This window comes from Rhizobium cauense, from assembly GCF_019511525.1.
Classification (GTDB): Bacteria; Pseudomonadota; Alphaproteobacteria; order Rhizobiales; family Rhizobiaceae; genus Rhizobium; species Rhizobium cauense.
The window spans coordinates 38,978-55,978 of the sequence record NZ_JAEUAT010000027.1 but is presented as its reverse complement, the minus strand read 5'-3'; the positions used below and the strand labels follow the sequence as shown (position 1 = coordinate 55,978).

The 17,001-nt window shown below is 57.1% G+C and carries 14 protein-coding genes; 7 read left to right on the top strand and 7 right to left on the bottom strand.

Going from position 1 to position 17,001, the window contains the following annotated elements; translation table 11 throughout:
• Nucleotides 1-152: 152 nt before the first annotated feature.
• Complete coding sequence (locus JNB88_RS30820; protein ID WP_220358767.1) at nt 153-878, bottom strand: sugar transferase; 726 nt, start codon at nt 876-878, stop codon at nt 153-155.
• 323 nt (nt 879-1,201) lie between these two features.
• On the opposite strand from JNB88_RS30820, the gene JNB88_RS30815 reads away from it, so the two are divergent.
• The 3 genes from JNB88_RS30815 to JNB88_RS30805 all read left to right on the top strand — a co-directional run bounded on the left by JNB88_RS30815 (nt 1,202) and on the right by JNB88_RS30805 (nt 4,049).
• Nucleotides 1,202-2,272: a glycosyltransferase gene (locus JNB88_RS30815; protein ID WP_220358777.1), complete on the top strand. Its 1,071-nt coding sequence runs from the start codon at nt 1,202-1,204 to the stop codon at nt 2,270-2,272.
• Nucleotides 2,273-2,412: 140 nt separating this feature from the next.
• Nucleotides 2,413-3,645, top strand: coding sequence for a polysaccharide biosynthesis/export family protein (locus tag JNB88_RS30810; RefSeq protein ID WP_420832236.1), 1,233 nt, complete (start codon nt 2,413-2,415; stop codon nt 3,643-3,645).
• A gap of 110 nt (nt 3,646-3,755) precedes the next feature.
• Nucleotides 3,756-4,049 (top strand): hypothetical protein, encoded by a 294-nt coding sequence (locus JNB88_RS30805; protein ID WP_037137370.1) that lies wholly within the window; start codon nt 3,756-3,758, stop codon nt 4,047-4,049.
• On the opposite strand, the gene JNB88_RS30800 is transcribed toward JNB88_RS30805, so the two are convergent.
• From JNB88_RS30800 to JNB88_RS30785, 4 genes are all read right to left on the bottom strand, one after another.
• Nucleotides 4,046-5,062 (bottom strand): NAD-dependent epimerase/dehydratase family protein, encoded by a 1,017-nt coding sequence (locus JNB88_RS30800; protein ID WP_220358765.1) that lies wholly within the window; start codon nt 5,060-5,062, stop codon nt 4,046-4,048. The two genes, JNB88_RS30805 and JNB88_RS30800, sit on opposite strands and share 4 nt — an antisense overlap.
• Nucleotides 5,052-6,686, bottom strand: coding sequence for a GMC oxidoreductase (locus JNB88_RS30795; RefSeq protein ID WP_220358764.1), 1,635 nt, complete (start codon nt 6,684-6,686; stop codon nt 5,052-5,054). The genes JNB88_RS30800 and JNB88_RS30795 overlap by 11 nt, the downstream gene beginning before the upstream one ends.
• 158 nt (nt 6,687-6,844) lie before the next feature.
• Nucleotides 6,845-8,272 carry a hypothetical protein gene (locus JNB88_RS30790; protein WP_220358763.1) on the bottom strand — a complete coding sequence of 476 codons (1,428 nt, stop codon included), beginning with the start codon at nt 8,270-8,272 and terminating at the stop codon, nt 6,845-6,847.
• The gene (locus tag JNB88_RS30785) at nt 8,262-9,380 is read right to left on the bottom strand and encodes an acyltransferase family protein (RefSeq protein WP_220358762.1); all 1,119 of its coding nucleotides are present in this window, start codon (nt 9,378-9,380) and stop codon (nt 8,262-8,264) included. The genes JNB88_RS30790 and JNB88_RS30785 overlap by 11 nt, the downstream gene beginning before the upstream one ends.
• Before the next feature lie 702 nt (nt 9,381-10,082).
• Between JNB88_RS30785 and JNB88_RS30780 the strand changes: the two genes are divergently transcribed.
• From JNB88_RS30780 to JNB88_RS30770, 3 genes are all read left to right on the top strand, one after another.
• Entirely contained in the window at nt 10,083-11,507 is a 1,425-nt protein-coding gene (locus JNB88_RS30780; RefSeq protein WP_220358761.1) for a phosphomannomutase, read from the top strand.
• Nucleotides 11,508-11,542: 35 nt separating this feature from the next.
• A complete protein-coding gene (locus tag JNB88_RS30775) occupies nt 11,543-12,970 on the top strand; it encodes a mannose-1-phosphate guanylyltransferase/mannose-6-phosphate isomerase (RefSeq protein ID WP_220358760.1) in 1,428 nt (475 codons plus the stop codon).
• Nucleotides 12,971-13,273: 303 nt separating this feature from the next.
• The gene (locus JNB88_RS30770) at nt 13,274-14,395 is read left to right on the top strand and encodes an acyltransferase family protein (protein WP_220358759.1); all 1,122 of its coding nucleotides are present in this window, start codon (nt 13,274-13,276) and stop codon (nt 14,393-14,395) included.
• Nucleotides 14,396-14,436: 41 nt separating this feature from the next.
• Here JNB88_RS30770 and galE read toward each other — a convergent pair whose 3' ends face one another.
• Together galE and JNB88_RS30760 are read right to left on the bottom strand one after the other, a co-directional pair.
• Nucleotides 14,437-15,420: a UDP-glucose 4-epimerase GalE gene (gene galE / locus JNB88_RS30765; protein WP_220358758.1), complete on the bottom strand. Its 984-nt coding sequence runs from the start codon at nt 15,418-15,420 to the stop codon at nt 14,437-14,439.
• Between the two features lie 55 nt (nt 15,421-15,475).
• Nucleotides 15,476-15,664: a hypothetical protein gene (locus JNB88_RS30760; protein WP_220358757.1), complete on the bottom strand. Its 189-nt coding sequence runs from the start codon at nt 15,662-15,664 to the stop codon at nt 15,476-15,478.
• 427 nt (nt 15,665-16,091) lie between these two features.
• On the opposite strand from JNB88_RS30760, the gene JNB88_RS30755 reads away from it, so the two are divergent.
• Entirely contained in the window at nt 16,092-16,811 is a 720-nt protein-coding gene (locus JNB88_RS30755; RefSeq protein ID WP_420832235.1) for an MgtC/SapB family protein, read from the top strand.
• Nucleotides 16,812-17,001: the final 190 nt, after the last annotated feature.

Below are 17,001 nucleotides of genomic sequence, written 5' to 3'. Positions count from 1 at the left end.
CATTTGCGGTGCCGGTTGAATGCATAAAGCCAATTTGTGTTGTTGGCCTGCAACTCGAATGACAGGGCGCTAACCGCCCCACCTGCCTTTTGAGCACGCGCCAAGTCTCTGAAATCAGGTGGAGGGGCGCGGATATCGCGCCGCTTGAGTTTTCAGTAGCTGCCGCGCGAGCGCAGCACCGCCGGGACCGTCTTCAGCATGATCGACAGGTCGCCAAAAACAGTTTGCTCCTCGACATAGCGAACATCGAGTTGAACGCGCTCACTATAGCTCGTGTCGCTTCGCCCGCTGACCTGCCACAAGCCGGTTACACCTGGGCGAACCCTGATATAGTCGGCGTAGTGAATGCCATAAAGCTCAGCTTCACTTGTAACGATCGGCCGCGGCCCGACGAGGCTCATCTGGCCACGAATGACGTTAAAGAGCTGCGGGATTTCGTCGACACTGCTCTTGCGAAGAAGTGCCCCGAGCGGTGTCACACGCGGATCATCCCTCAGCTTACGCGTTGCGTTCCATTCCGCCCTGAGCGATGGGTTTGCCGCCAGATGACGGCCCAAGACCTCATCGGCATTCTTGACCATCGTTCTGAACTTCAAGCACGGGAACATCACGCCGTACCTGCCGATACGGCGGTGAGCAATGAAAATTGGCCGCCCCTGGAGGATCAGCAGGACTGCCACGAGCATCAACATCATGGGCGACAGAACAAGAAGCCCGATGCTCGAAAGCGTTGCATCAATCGCGTATTTTACGCCGTCCAGAATAGACGAGCGCTTTCTATGTCCGAACAGATCGGACCGTCGGGAAGTCGCCCTGCGAGTGTGCAGCGGCGCCTTGTTGAGCCGGTCGAAATTTCGACCAAGATCAATTTCCCTCATCTGCGTACTCCCCTCGGAAAAGACTTACACTTTGGGCACTTGCAGACAATGCCATCATGGCACGCACAAGAAAGCTAACAAGTATTAAACGATTTGACAATAAAATTATTGCGCTGCACTATATAACTGTGCAGCGCGGGAAATGGACGTCACTTGATGATCATATTTCTGTGTTAACTGCCTAATATAGTTGCCGATAGTCTGATTTTTAATCGGAAATTAGGCAAGAATTACGCCCGCAATGCACGCCACGATGATTCCGATTGTTTCAGTTCGAGGGACTTGGCGTGCGAGTAGCAATTATTCATTACTGGCTCGTTGGAATGCGCGGCGGCGAGAAGGTACTCGAAGCACTATGCGATATATTTCCAACCGCTGACATCTATACACATGTTTGTGATCTTGGCGCGATCTCCGACAAGATCAAACGGCACAAGATACAGACCACCTTTATTGGCGGCCTGCCCTATGCCAAACGCATGTACAAGCGCTACCTACCGTTGATGCCGATGGCCCTGGAGCAAATTGATCTTGGCGCCTACGACCTTGTCATCAGCAGCGAGTCAGGACCGGCCAAAGGCATCATACCGACGTCGCCAGCCCTGCATCTTTGCTATTGCCATTCCCCGATGCGTTACATCTGGAACATGTACAACAGGTACTATGACAGCTCCGGCCTGATGACGCGAATGATGATGCCGCCCTTGGCACACTATCTGAGGACATGGGACGTCGCGACTGCCAATCGTGTTGATGATTTTGTCGCCAACTCGACAACAGTTGCCCAACGGATCAAGAGCTATTATCGCCGCGAGGCGAGCGTCATCAATCCTCCCGTGGACACCACAGCATTTCGTCCGGTCGCCTCCTCTGATGTCGAGGACTACTATTTGATGGTCGGCGAACAGGTCAGCTACAAGCGACCTGACCTGGCGGTCGAAGCCTTCAACCGGATGAAGGCCAAGCTCGTTGTTATCGGTGGTGGCGAAATGCTCGACCATCTCAAGAAAATTGCCGGTCCGACAATCTCGATACTTGGACCGCAGCCCTTTGAGGCGCTCAGGCACCACTACGCACGTTGCAAGGGTCTGATCTTCCCGGGTGAAGAGGATTTCGGGATCGTGCCCGTCGAGGCCATGGCAAGCGGACGACCAGTCATTGCCTTTGGCCGCGGTGGCGCAACCGAGACTGTCGTAAACAACAAGACCGGGCTTTTCTTTGAGACGCAGACGGTTGAGGCGCTTATAGATGCCGTCGAACGGTTGGAACGTCTGGAGTTTAACCCCGCCGATGCCGTGTCCCGTGCTGCCGATTTTCGCCGCGATGTCTTTGTGGATCGCTTCCGTGCACATGTTGCGCGGGCTACCGGCGTCACATTGGCGGCATCCGCCTGATGCCAGCATGCCAAGGCAATTTCAAATGGAGTAGTAGAATGCGGTTTTTCTCCTTATGTGATTTGATGGAAGGACTGTCCGCTGGCAACAACGGGGTCGCCCAGAAACGCAAGGTCCCGGTTGCTACCGTAGTTTTGGCCATGGTTCTGGGTTGTGGTGCAGCCCATGCCGGCGAGGAATATGTTCCCGGGCCGCAGGATACCTTAAAGGTGCGCGTCTACGAATGGCGCCCGAGCACCGGCACAGCGTTTGAGTGGGCGCCTCTGACTGGGGATTTCGTCGTCTCTTCTGCTGGCAATCTGTCGCTACCAATTATCGGCAACGTCCCGGTGGCAGGCAAGACACTCGAGCAGATATCGGAAACAATTGGACAACGGCTTCAAAGCGAAGTCGGCTTGCAAAAGCGGCCAAGCGCCTCCGTGGAAATCTCGTCCTATCGCCCGCTATTCGTGACCGGGCTGGTGGCAAGCCCGGGCAAGTATAACTACAGCCCTGGCCTTACAGTCATACAGGCGCTCAGCATGGCAGGCGGTATTGGGTCAACCGACGCCAGCATGATCAGCCTGCAGCGCGATGCCCTGTCGAGCCGGGGCCAAGTGCGGGAGCTGGAAGCTGAGCGCCTTGGCCTTGTCGCGCGACAGGCCCGCGTCGAGGCCGTCTTGAACGGAGCTTCGTCCGTCGTATTTCCGCAAGAACTGACATCAAGAGGCAACGAGCCACGTTTTTCGAAAATGATGGCGGAGGAACAGTCCCTCTTCGAGACCAGGGAGCGCTCAATGATGACCGAGATCGATGCGCTAAACCGTGCAAAAGTCCTCGCCAACAATCAGATCGACGCATTGAAGGAGAAAGCAGCTTCGCTTGCAAAACAGATCGATCTGGCTGCCAATGACCTGAACTCCGTCAAAAAGCTTGTCTCACAAGGGCTGACTGTTTCTGCTCGGCAACTCGGCGCAAATCAGAACGTGGCCGACCTGGAAAGTCGCAATCTTGACGTGGCGCTGGCCAAGCTGAAGACCGAGCAGGATCTTACCAAGGTCGATCAGGATATTGCCGACGTCCGCAACCGATATCGTGTGAACGCGTTGACCGAGGCCGCAGAGCTGCGCGACCGTTTTGCCTCGAACACCGAAAAGACCAAGACCGCACGCGACCAGCTGAACAACCTTCAGGTGCGTGCGCCGTCGGCAATGGCCTCCCTGGCCGAGGGAAAGGATCCCTACACCTTCCTGATGACGGTCAACCGGGTCATCGATGGTAGCATGCAGACACTCGTTGTCACCGACAATGATCCTGTGATGCCTGGGGACATGATCCGGGTGGAGCAGCGGGAGGAGACGACAGGAGCAACGACAGACGTCAGCAGCAACTGATCTGCTGGTTGTTGTTGCATGTGCGAAATCGCAATTTGAGCTTGCCTCAGTATAGGAGATACACGATTATATCGGGTTAGGGGGAATTCGATTGGGAGGTCGGAGCACCGATGGGCTGGGCGCTTGTAATCTCATTTCTGATCGGCGCAATCTGCGGATTGCGTGTACCGGTCCTCATATTCACACTGATCGTCCTCGTCGTGATGGTCGCCTATGCGGTGGTCAGTTATTCGACGGGAAGCACCGTTGTGCAGGCAATTGCCTGGGGCTTTGTGCTCGCAGCAGTGCTGGAGGCGGGCTACGTCTTTACCCACGTCCTGCTTCATGCGTTTTATACACGACGGGCAAGCGACACTGAAAAGCCGGCGGCTCGCCAGTCGCAATCGAAGTATCCAGCCGATTAGACGGGACTATTCTGGCTGACCAGGTCGGATTGGGCGCCAGTCTTGGCCTCTTTCGCCAATCTCGCGAGCGCGAGCTGTTCGGCCTTCGCCATCCCGAATTTCAGCTGGTATCCCGCCCGCATGAGACGCTCGCTCGAAAAGCGCATGCGCCAGAGAGGGTTTCTGAGTGGCAGCGTGTGAAAACGCAAGAAATCGTGGAGCCAGTCAATCACCCAGGGGACACTGACGACACGGTAACGACGATCCCCGCTTGCAGCCAGGGCCTTGCGCATGAAATCGATGTGCCGGGGCATGTCCCGATCGTCTTCCGCCAGATTGTATACGTCCACCCGACCTGCTTCTCCCCTACCGGCCAGTCCCTCTTCGATTGCCCAGATCAACGCGTCGGAAACATCCCCAACATAGATGTGATGAGCATGGCGGTGTGAAGCCAGCATTCGCTTGAACAGGCTCCACTCGCGCACCCCGATAATCTGGCCGATGTCGACAACAACGGCAGGTCTCAGCACTGCGCATCGCATCCGCGCGGCGACCCGCATAATCGCTCGTTCGCCGGCAAGCTTCGTGCGTCCATATTCACGGACATAATCAAGCGCCCAATATTCGGAGGCGACGTCTTGATCAATGGATAGAACCGGTGAACTCTCCGAAATTTCCACCGAGCGACCACTCCCATAGACTGCGATCGAGCTCGCATAGCAGAAGGCCTTTACGCCGGCGTCCTCGGCAGCATGTGCCAAGCGCTCGGTGGCGCCTTCGTTGAGTGGTCTCATGCGGCTCTTCTTGCCGAGTTCGGCGGCAAGATGGATCACGCCGCTGCAGCCCTCGACAAGCCACCCAAGATCGCCATCCTTTGCAAGGTCGACCTCACGCCATTCAAGCCCCTGGTCGTCAGGCGGCGGATTGCGCGAGGTGGTTGCTCTCACGCGATAGCCGCGCTGAAGAAGATCAGTCACAACGAAGCGGCCGATCCGGCCCGTCGCGCCGGTGACCAGAATAATATCACCCGGCATGGGCCATAACCTCCTCAAGAAGTGGACGCTGCAGCCGGTCTTTCAAATGATCGGACAGCCGGATCGCCATGGCAACGATCATCTGTGTCGGATTGCAATGGCCCGCCGTCGGGAACACCGAGCTCCCGGATACGAAGAGGCCTTCCACGCCGTGAACCTGACAATCGATATCGACAACGCCCTTGGCGGGATCGCTGGACATGCGCGTTGTACCGGTCGGATGGGCAACGTCGACGAAGCTTTCCGGGATCGGTGCCTTGTCGCGAACCCAGTCGGCGATGACGGGAGCTGGAAACCCTATCCTGGAAAACTCGGCTGCGACCAGTTCGGCCATGCGGTGCATGGTGCGCGCTTCATCCGGATGGCTCCGCCAATCAACCTTGGGCAGGCGCATGCCAAATCGATCCCGGCGATCCGATAGGCTCATGCGGCTGTTTTCGTCAGGCATTTGCTCGCACATGCAATCGAGCGTGAGCTCCTGCAGCTTGCGCGGCAGGCCATTCCGCGCCCCGAAATAGTCCACAGCCCCCTGGACCATCAAGGGGGCATTCCGCACGATGCTAAGGACATCCTCAGGTAGCCTCGGTTTTCGGGCCGCCAGGCGCCGCAATGCGTCCCATGGATCGTCTGGCGCAAGGATTTCCCCCAGCCAGCCTGCGCAATTGAGCAGACGCTCCTCTCTTTGAATGTCCGGGCTTAGCCTGAGGCCAGCGCGGAAGAAACGACCGCGAACATTGTAGCGTCCAAACCTGCGACGCAGTGCCTTGGAATCTGACAGGGAGAAGAACGCAGTTGGCCCACGAAGATGGTCCATCAGGTGACGGCCTACCCGGTCACGATCGTTGCCGAGCGCAGGACGATCCGGTTCGTGAGAGTTGAGAAGGATGCGGGCGTTCTCAATGCCCCCAGCGCAGAGCGCAACGGATCTTGCCACAAGGCGATGCTTTTGTCCGTCGCTCGTCGCAAACTCCAGCCCACGGGTTTTGGTACGCGCCTCGTTTGCGAGCACTCTTAGCGCCGTCGCTCCGGTTACCAACGTCACATTTGGACCGAGGTGTTTGGCGATGTGCCGTCCAAACCGCATGTACTCGAATGGATAGGATTCGGCGTCGTCCCTGCTGAACTGCCAAAAGAAGGGCAAAAGGAGGTTCGCAGAGACCTCGGCTTTGGGAGCAGTTCGCCCCGCGATCGACCAGAAGCGCTCATCGCTATAGCCGCTGCCAAGCACAAGCCCAAGATGGTTGGCGCTGCGATCCATGAAAGGGTCGAGCTCATGCATGGCGATCGGCCACCCCGAGTGGTCAACCCATTCACGTTGCTCGAAATCGATCGCGTCGAAGGGGCCGCATCTGCCTCCCCAGGTGTGTGAACTGCCACCGAGGATACGGTTGCGCACCGACCACTGGTCGCGGACGCGCGGACGCCCGATGTTCTCGATATCGTTCAAGGCATCATTTTCTGGATCACGCCGATCCCCACCGCTCTCCAGGAGCACGACACTCAGGCCAGAGTGGGAAAGTTCGCGCGCCAGTGTCGCCCCAGCCGGACCAGACCCAACAATACATACGTCGCAATGAAATAACGGTACCACCGTCTCGCCAGGCTGCAGATCAATAGTTGGCATGGCCCATAACCCCTTCCGTCCCGAATTCAAAACCGTGCGTGCTTTGCTCGATCTCACGGGAGGTTGAATGACCCGATCTTCGATGCATTTTGGGGAGAGTTCTCTGTTTCATCTCAAGCTTGCTCGTATGGATGTGAAGCTTCACGCAACAATTACCCTCAACTTGACCCCCTGAACTGGGGCAAGTCGCTTTGCTGGCGTAGCGCAAGAAACGGAGCTGGGACCTCGGCCATAGCGTTCGGCCGGCTGGCCGCAAGACCGGCAAGAATAAAGAATAGGAGGCCAAGGTCGACTGTCGGGCCAACGACGAGCGAGCCGGTAAGAAGGCAAAGGCACCCGTTGCGCGCAGCAAGCTGGACATCGGCAACAAAGCTTCTTGCCGGGGCGCGACCGGGGCCGAGTGCCGTCAACATGAAGAGGAGAAAGAACAGTGCACCGGGAACACCGACATTTGACAAGACCGCCACCGGGAAGCTGGACGTCCTCGCCGTGCCGAGACCAACGCCCAGGCCATAGGTATCAATAAAATTCTGCAGCCCGTAGGTATTCCACGAGCCGCGTGCGACGGCCGAGCTGGAGGTCGATTTGCTAAGAATAAGCACGTCTACGTAGTTATGGATCGTGTTGAAAATATCCTGCTGCAACAGGACAATCAGTGCGACAAGTACGGTGAGGAGTGGCGCAAAAATAGTGACGGCAGTGCTGCTGCCGGTCCCTGGACCAACGCCGCTCCGCAGTACGGCCGTGATATAGAGGATCACGAGGCAGACCGGGGCGGCCAGAAGCCCAGCCGATGAGGTCGACAGAATGATCAACGCGAGAGAGATCACCCCGAGCGGCCCGGTCCATCGTGAATGGCGCTGGCAAAGCCACAGTGTCGCCGTGAATCCAAATGCGCCAAGCGTCGTGCCGGCAAAGGCCGAAGCCTCCGGCCACGAGCCAACGATACGCTTCATACCGTTGACTTTGTCATTGTCGTGAAAGGTGTATTGTGCGTTGCGCATGAATTGCAGCAGGTCTTGCGCACCAATGGCACCAGTGACGACGTCAAGGAGTGCAAAGATCACGTTGAGCGCGGCATAGGCAATAAGCCCGACAACGATGGCCCTAAAACCCTGTGGCGTTGAACCGATAGCCGTTACCAGCATGAAGCATACGAGATCTGCAGCCAGATAAACCGTCTGGGTGAGGTTACTCGATACCGGCCCAAGCGGAACCACACCACTTGTCAGGGGCTGAGCGGCAATTCCGAGTGGAATGATCGTTGTCGCATCGGCAAATAAGCGCGGCAGAAAATAGGCGGACAGACCACCATAAAGGACGAGACAGGCCAACCAGAAGCCGGGACGACCGAAATGAAGGCTTTCAAAAAGGGGTGCGGTTTGCCGCCGCCCGCGAAAGGTCGAGAGAGCAACAAACAGAAGGAAAAGATGGGCAGGCTGGACGCTGGATGAACCGAGGGCAAAAGCTGCCGCCGCCCCGAGCAACGTCAAGGCTACAAACGCCTTGATTGTCGCGTCCTGACCGAGCGCCAGGCAATATAGGCCAAGCGCTATCGTGACTATGCCAATCGGTTCAACGCCCATCGCCAGCCACACTTACCCGCGCGCCAGTGACTATCGATGGTGTGGCTGGTCGCGCCTTGCCGCTCTTTCCTGCGATCAGGCCCTTCAGTTTGAGAGCATGTTTTTCGACAGCATGCCATGAAAATATCGCAAGCAACATTGTGATCGGTAGCGCCAAAGCGATGTTGAGGTACCATTCCCTATGCTGGGGAAAGAGGTGAGCGACCGTTTGCTGAACCGGAAAAGCGTAGAGGTAGATTCCATAGGAATAGTCGCCGCTGGCGAGAAAACGATGCTTGGGTGGCCTCGTGAGGCCGAGGGCGACCGTGACATAGGCGACAGGAAACGCGGCGAAGTATGGCGCGTATGGCAGGTTCAGCATCACGAAGGATACGATAGCGGCAACAATCGCACGCAGGGGCGTAACCTTGATGTGGTCGCGGCATATAAACAAGACAACGCCGGCCAGAAAGCTAAGAAGCAAAATACGACCGGGCAATGCTCCGTCCATCGGCAACTCAGCGGCACCTCGCCACAGATCCCGCCCGATCACGGCGAGGTGAGCAAGAACGACAGCGGCGATCAACACCGCAGGTCGATATATAACGCCAATCACCGCAAGCGCAGTCAACGCAATGTAGCACTCCAGTTCATAGGGGATCGTCCACAGCGACACATTGACGGCCTGATAGTAAGGATTGTCCCGAAACAGCCCGGGAAGCAGGTAGTGAATATGGCCGACGATGTTCCAGAAATAGGCCAGGAACTCAGGGTCTGAAAAATAGCTCACAAGCGGCAAGGTCGTGAAGACCGGCCCTAGTAGCAGAGCGCACAATGTTACCTCGACCGCGAGTGCCGGTACGAGGCGAAGTGCCCGCAAGCCGAGGAAGCGGGCAACGTTGCGTGTCCTTAAAAGACTGGCGCTGACCAGAAAGCCACTCAAAGCAAAAAAGGCCGGCAAGACGAAGGTGATCAGCCCACGCAGCGGCGGCTCGAACAGGAAGACCTCTCCCACCTTCCCGTAAGAAACCGCAAAGCTGTGAATGCACAACACCGCGACCGCGAGCACCACCCTAAGGTAGTCGAACCCCGTGGCATACCCATTCGCAAACCGCTCTGCGATCGACATGGTCTTACTCCAGTCGTTAGCGTTTCAAACAGCAATGAATACTACGCTGCGGCGCACAATAGACGCGAAGTCAGTATTTGCAAAGTCACATATTGCGATGCGACAAAAATTAAACATGGAAATAAAAGTTTTGAGGGATGCCAACGCCGGAAACCCTCCGTCGGCCAATTTTCAGGCGAGCGTTTCGGTTCCATAGACATTATCGCATTGATTTTATTATTGTCACTTTCACGTAAGATTCCCAGCGATACTTCCCTGAAAAAGAGGGAAAATGCTGCATTGCGCCATTTTGGATCGGTGTTCTTCGGTCAAACAGCCGGTTTGCCGCAGGTGACACTCATTCATTTCTGTTGCAAAGTTCAATTGAACGTGAAACCATTACTACAGTCACTGGAAATAACCATGTCGCGTTTTGTCAAACTAATGCGTGCTCCTGGTATCTACTTTCGGATGCTGGTCGCTACGCTTGTGTTCGCGCTGATCACATATCTGCATTATAATTCCGTAACATTGACGATATACTATAGCATTATTTGCATATTTCTTATGCAGCTTGGCTATGTAGGCGGCGTTTTGTTCCTGATCTGGAGGGAAAGGGCAGAACGGAAAGCAGACTAAAGGTTGTATCGAGAGTTTGTTGTGTTGCTTTCCGGAAGGAGGAGAAGCCGGCCACAGGCACACACATTAAAGGGTTGATGTGTGATGAAATTCGGTACAAGTGGGCTGCGTGGCCTGTCTGTCGACCTCAAGGGTCGAGCCGCAGCGCTCTATGCGACAGCGTTTGGACGCTATCTCCTGGAGAGCGGCATGGCTCGTCCTGGCGATGCCATGCTGATCGGTCGGGATTTTCGGGATTCCAGTCCTGAGATCGCAGCAAACTGCGCCGACGCCCTGACGTCTCTCGGTTTCAAAGTCCGCGACTGCGGCACGGTGCCGACCCCTGCGCTTGCCCTGGCAGGGCTCCGGGAAAAGGCGGCGTGCCTTATGGTGACGGGATCGCATATTCCGGCTGACCGCAACGGCATAAAGTTCTATCGCCCGGATGGGGAAATCGACAAGACAGATGAAGCGGCGATTACTGCCGCCGCCACGGAGCTTGATCGCGCCGGCTTTGCCTTTGAGCCCCGCAATACAGAGCCGCAGGACCGCTCCGCCGAGTGTCTGGCTGCTTTCCGCGAACGGAACGCCAGCATTCTGCCATCAGGGTCACTGGCAGGGCTAAAGGTCGGTGTCTACCAACACAGCACGGTCGCCCGCGACTTGCTGGTGGACCTCCTGCAGCATTTTGGTGCCGCCGTCGTGGCCTTTGGCCGGTCGGAGGCATTCATCCCCGTCGACACCGAAGCCGTTTCTGAAGAAACGATCCTGAAGCTCAGGGAGATGGCGAGCCAGCATGGTCTCGACGCCGTGGTCTCGGCTGACGGCGACGGCGACCGTCCGCTAGTCGCCGACGAGACAGGTACGCCGCTGCGTGGTGATCTTCTCGGGCTGATCGCCGCAAACTTCCTCGGAGCCACAGCAGTGGTGACGCCCGTAACCTCAAATTCGGGTATTGAGACGGCCGGTCGCTTTCGCGTCATTCGCACCCGTGTCGGCTCTCCCTTTGTGATATCGGGCATGCAGGAAGCTCTGGCGGCCGGCGAGAACCGCGTCGCAGGTTTTGAAGCAAACGGCGGCGTATTGACCGCGAGTGACTTCGAGATCAACGGCCAGCGCCTGCAAGCGCTGCCAACACGTGATTGCTTCGTACCGATCCTGGCGACGCTCGCGCTTGCGGGATCGAGACGCCAACCGCTTTCAGCGATCGCCTCCTCCCACCATCTGGCGTTTGCCGCGGCCGATAGGCTGGAGAACTTTCCAGTCGAAACCAGTGCGCGGCTGATGGCGCATCTGCGTGCCGATCCTGCCAACCTTGCCGCGTTTCTGCAGCCGGTCGGCGAGGTCGCAAGCTTCAGCGATCTCGACGGGCTTCGTGTCACGTTGAAGAGCGGACGCATCGTTCATCTGCGCCCTTCCGGCAATGCTCCCGAGATGCGTTGCTATGTCGAGGCGGAGGATGAAGCCGCGGCGGTGGCGTTGCTGCAGGCCGGATTGGAGCGCATCCGCTGGTGGGCGAACGCAAATTGATTGACAAGACAAAGAGACATCCAAGGACAGTCCAGATGACACAGAAGATCGTTCCCGTGATCATGGCCGGCGGCAAGGGTACTCGCCTTTGGCCGCTTTCTCGTGCGGCAGCCCCGAAACAATTCATTCAGTTCATCGGCGACAAGACGCTGTTTCAGGAAACGCTGCTGCGCGTCTCCGATCCAACCCTTTACGAACCTCCCGTCGTTCTCACCAACGAAGAGTTCCGCTTTCTCGTTGCCGAGCAGGCGCGCGAGTTGGATATCGACCTTGCTGCCATCCTGCTTGAACCGGTTGCCCGCAACACGGCTGCTGCCGTTGCAGCCGCAGCGACACTCGTCCGCGATCGCTTTGATGAAGATACGGTCATGCACGTGCTCGGCTCGGACTACGAGATCCTGGCCGACGACACCTACTTCGACAGTGTCCGCATCGCAGCCGCCACGGCCCGTGAAGGCAAGCTCGTGACCTTCGGCATCGAGCCGACCGAGCCGGCAACCGGATACGGCTACATCGAAGGTGGGAAGACCTTGTCAACAGGCGCGCGAGCGGTAGCACGCTTCATAGAAAAGCCGCCGGCCAACAAGGCAGAGGACATGGTCGCTTCTGGAGGATTCTACTGGAACTCCGGCATGTTCATGTTTTCGGTTTCCCGCCTTCTCACAGAGATGCGGACCTTTGCGGCAGAAAGCTTGAAGGCAGCGGAGATGGCTGTTGCGAAAGGGTCGAGCGATCTCGACTTCATCCGCCTCGACAAGGCCGCGTTTGCCGCAAGCCCCAACATCTCGATCGACTACGCCATCATGGAGAAGACGAGCAACGCCGCCGTTGTTCCCTCGCCCTTCAAATGGTCCGACCTCGGGAGCTGGGATTCCGTCTGGAAGAGCGGTACGCGCGATGCCGACGGCAACGTGGCAGCAGCCAACACCACCGTCGTCAACACCAAGAATTCGCTGATCATGACCCACGGCGTGCACCTCGCCGTCCAGGGCATGGACGACATCGCCGTCATCGCGAGTGAGGACGCTGTCTATGTCGGCCGGCTGCAGGACAGCCAGGATGTCGGAAACATCGTCAAGATGCTCGCTGCCGCGCCCTCGACGTCGCAGCTGACCGAGACGCATCCTACCTCCTACCGCCCCTGGGGTGGGTACACGTCCGTTCTGAACGGCGACCGCTTCCAGGTCAAACGTATCTTCGTCACGCCGGGCAAGAAGCTGTCGCTGCAGAAGCACCACCACCGCTCCGAGCACTGGATCGTCGTCAAGGGCACTGCCGAGGTGACCATCGGCGAAAACGTGCAGATGCTCAGGGAGAACGAATCCGTCTACATCCCCCTCGGAGAAATCCATCGCCTCGCCAACCCCGGCAAGATCATGCTCGAACTCATCGAGGTGCAGACGGGATCCTACCTCGGCGAGGACGATATCATCCGCATCGTCGATGAGTTCGGACGCAGCTGATCGACCTATGGGCGCTCACCACCATTCAATTATCCGGAACAGGAGGGCAACGCGAGAATGGACAATAGCCTGCTAGACAGACGAACCTCGGTGAGAGCACGAACACCGGCATTCCAAGGATTTGTTCGTCGGATGCAACGTGAAAGGCGATTCTTCGGCGAGAGTGACTTCGAGCGCGACCTTGATGATGAGGGGGAAACGATTGAATCAGCCCCGATGCAGTGCCTCCGGATAGGCAGGGTCGATGCCTGACGATCGTGTCGCAAAATCGAGATCACGTATCTTCCACGGAGCCTGGACTGAATGCTCTCCTATATAAAGACGCCATGGTCGGCATTGTGCAGCGGAATGGAGCGGGGAGAGTCTGCAGGACATCGGTATCTCGGCCTGGACCTTTTGCGAGGTGCGGCCGCCATTGTCGTGGTTCTCAAGCACTTCAAGACGAGACTTGATCTTCCCTACCTGGCGCCAAACGGCTACCGGGCAGTTGACTTCTTCTTCGTCCTCAGTGGCTTTGTCATTGCAAGTGCCTACCAGCGTCAGTTGAAGGAAGGATTGCTGGCGGCAACTGCCTTTTTTCGCAAGCGGTTGATCAGGCTCTTGCCCCTTATCATGATAGGTACCACCGTTGCTGCCATACTGGAGATCGGCCGACGAGATCTGGATCAAATCCAGCATTTAACGGATGTGGCCATCGCCTTCGTCCTGGGATCGGCAGTACTACCAATCCTTCAAACGCCGGCGCTTCAAACGCCAACCCTCGAGCAGTCGGTGTTTCCACTCAATACCCCTACCTGGTCACTGTTCTTTGAAATTTTCGCGAACCTGGCCTTTGCGGTTCTCGCCCGGTTCAAACCATTGTCCGGAATACTTACGACTGTGGTTGCTCTAAGTGGCATCTGGCTGCTTTTTGCAATCTTCAGCTCCGGGACCGTAAATTTTGGTTTCAACCCCGCCGGATTTTGGTTGGGATTCCCTCGCGTAATTTGGTCATTCTCTGTCGGTCTGCTGATCTACAAATATCGTTCGTTCGCGCCTCACGGAACATTCATCCCGGCATCCATAATCTTGCTCGTCTTTCTCATGCTGCCGGACATGGGTATTCCAACGGCTACCATGGACACCATAGCCGTGATGATCATCATGCCCGCTGTCGTCTTTGGATGTCTCACCGCAGATCTCGGCCCATTTGCGCGCCGATGCGCGATATGGGGCGGAAATCTCTCATACCCGATATATGCTCTTCACTACCCGTTTGTTCACGTATTCAGTTTCTTGGCTAAAGGCATGAACCTGTCGCAGACCCTGCAATTGGGTGTGGCTCTCGTCGGAACCGCGCTCATCACCGCCTTCTCCGCAGTTGTCTACGTCTTTCTTGATCTGCCGATAAGACGCAGGCTGTCATGGCGCGCCAACCGCTTGTAGCTGCGTGAGGCCCAGGCGCACTTCTATCAACGCAAGAGATGTTAGTGCTGGTTTGATCTTGCGTGCCAGTTCCAGGCAGACCGGATGATCTCAGACAAATCGTACTGCGGCGTCCAGCCGAGAATTTCCCGCGCCTTGTCGTTGTTGGCGACCAGTGTGTGTGAGTCACCTTCACGGCGGCCGACATATTCCACGGGAAACGGCCGCTCCGACACGCGCTCGATCGCACCGAGCAGTTCTTTCACCGTCGTTCCAGTGCCAGTGCCGAGGTTGAGAGCAACGGAGTCCCCGCCGCGTAGCAGATGCTCGACAGCGCGCACATGCGCGTCGGCGAGATCGAGCACGTGGATATAGTCGCGGACACAGGTGCCATCACGCGTCTCATAGTCGGTGCCGAAGACCTTGAAGCCTTCACGGCGACCAAGTGCAGCGTCGATCGCCAGTGGTATGGCGTGCGTCTCCGGCTGGTGCCACTCGCCGATCCTGCCTTCGAAATCAGCGCCAGCGGCGTTGAAGTAGCGCAGTACCACCGATCGGAAGCCCGTATACCTGTCGTAGTCGGCAAGCGCCTGCTCGACGATGTATTTGGTGCGGCCGTACGGGTTGATGGGCACCTGCCGGTGCGTCTCATCGAGCGGCACGCTTTGCGGCAAGCCGTATGTCGCGCAGGTCGATGAAAAGACGAATGCCTTGACGCCGGCCGCCTGGGCGGCAGCCAACAGTGTCAGCGTACCGATGACGTTGTTTTCATAGAAGGCAACCGGATCCTTTACCGATTCTCCGACCTCGATAAGGGCGGCAAAATGCAGGATGGCGGCGGGTTGGTGCTTGGCCAAAACTTCGTCCAGACGAGCCCTGTCCCGGATATCCCCCACTTCCGCGGGTCCCCACTTTACGAATTCGCGATGACCGTTGGAGAAATTGTCAAAAACGACGGGCTTAAAGCCCTTGTTGGCGAGATCGAGACATGTGTGCGAGCCGATATACCCAGCGCCGCCCACGACCAGAACCGTTTCACCTGCCATGCACCACCTCAGTTGAGTTTTGTTTGCTCGCTGCCGACGCGCGGGCATTCAGTAGTTATTGCTTGTGGTCGGGCCCATGCTCGATCTCAACCACAATGCCATAGCGGGCTGCTTCTTCTCTCGTAGCCTCGATTGCCTGCTGCACGCGATAGACAACAATGTCCAATTCCGGACCCTCCCAAGAGGCAATTTCCCGAGCAACGTTCAATGTGAAAATCAACTGCGCGATTGTGCTCTTGTCCATGTGTCACCATCCAAAGAGGACGCTATCACGTTAGCTCTTTTTTGGAATTGCTGCAACGCACAATAGTGCAGGCAATTGCGGGCGCAAGCTATCAAGCGTTGCGACGTTAGCACGGGAAACGACAGCGTATTTGTCGAATCCGATCGTGAAATCCAACGCTGTTCGGCAGATAGAAAGGCAGCACTATTCCTTGTGCCCCGCTGGCAAGATAATCTCCTGAACTGTCGTACAGCTTTGCAAGGAGGTCGGCAGCAAGTTTTGCCAACCGTCAGCGATTGCTGACAAACACGTTCTAAGGCAGATCCTGGCAAGCGGGAGCCTGGAGGAAAAAAGCAGATAGAACTTCGCACCTTAGCGCTTCTGCTCACGACGAAGATGCTCAGGATTGCAAAGCTCCAGAGCGGGTCTAGCTCCTACCGTGGAACTTATGGAGTTAACAATGCTCGTCCTAGCTGACCATATGCCCACTTCGCTTACTTGGGAAGATGTAGCCATTCGGCTCCTAGCGACCGTCGTCGCGGGCGCTGTAATCGGCGTGAACAGGGAACGAGGCGGTCATGCTGCCGGCTTGCGGACTACTGTCTTGGTGGGAGTGGCGGCCTGCGTTTCGATGATCCAGGCAAATCTGCTGCTTTCGACCAGCGTGGCCACCAACGGCTCTATGGACATCCTGCGTTTGCCTCTCGGAGTACTTACGGGTGTCGGCTTCATTGGTGGCGGCGCGATTCTGCGTCGCGGCGATATTGCTACCGGCGTAACGACGGCAGCAACCTTATGGCTCATCACCGCGGTGGGATTGTGTTTCGGTGGCGGACAGCTCGTAACTGGCACTATCGGCACGGCCGTCGCGATTATCATACTGGCGCCATTCAAGTGGCTGGACCTTTGGTTACCTATTGAACAAAAAGGATCCGTCGGCGTCTTGATACCCGAAAGTAAGGTTCTTCCCGACATCAAAGACGAACTTCCAGCCCGAGTAGAGGCATGTTTTGTCGCAATTCGGTTGATTGATGCTCAACGGCGCGAAGCCGTTTACGAGCTGCGCTGGTTCGCGAGGCACGGGGCGTCTATCGCGAGCGACATCGTGAACGCGTTAAGTCGTGAGCACGAGCTCACCCATTTCGAACATCGACGCACAATGACCTAGTGTCGGGGTCATTTTCGTGGAGAGCGGTGATCCTGCCGAAGCAGCTTGCGGACCGGCTAGTTACACCTGACGTAGTCGAAGCCTGAGCTGAGCTCCCTCGGCCACATGATGGTCAAGGGATCATAAAGAGCGCCGGCTGTCAGCGCTGCGTCCTCATCTAGTTGGAAGTCGTCGAGGCGATAGGTTTTGC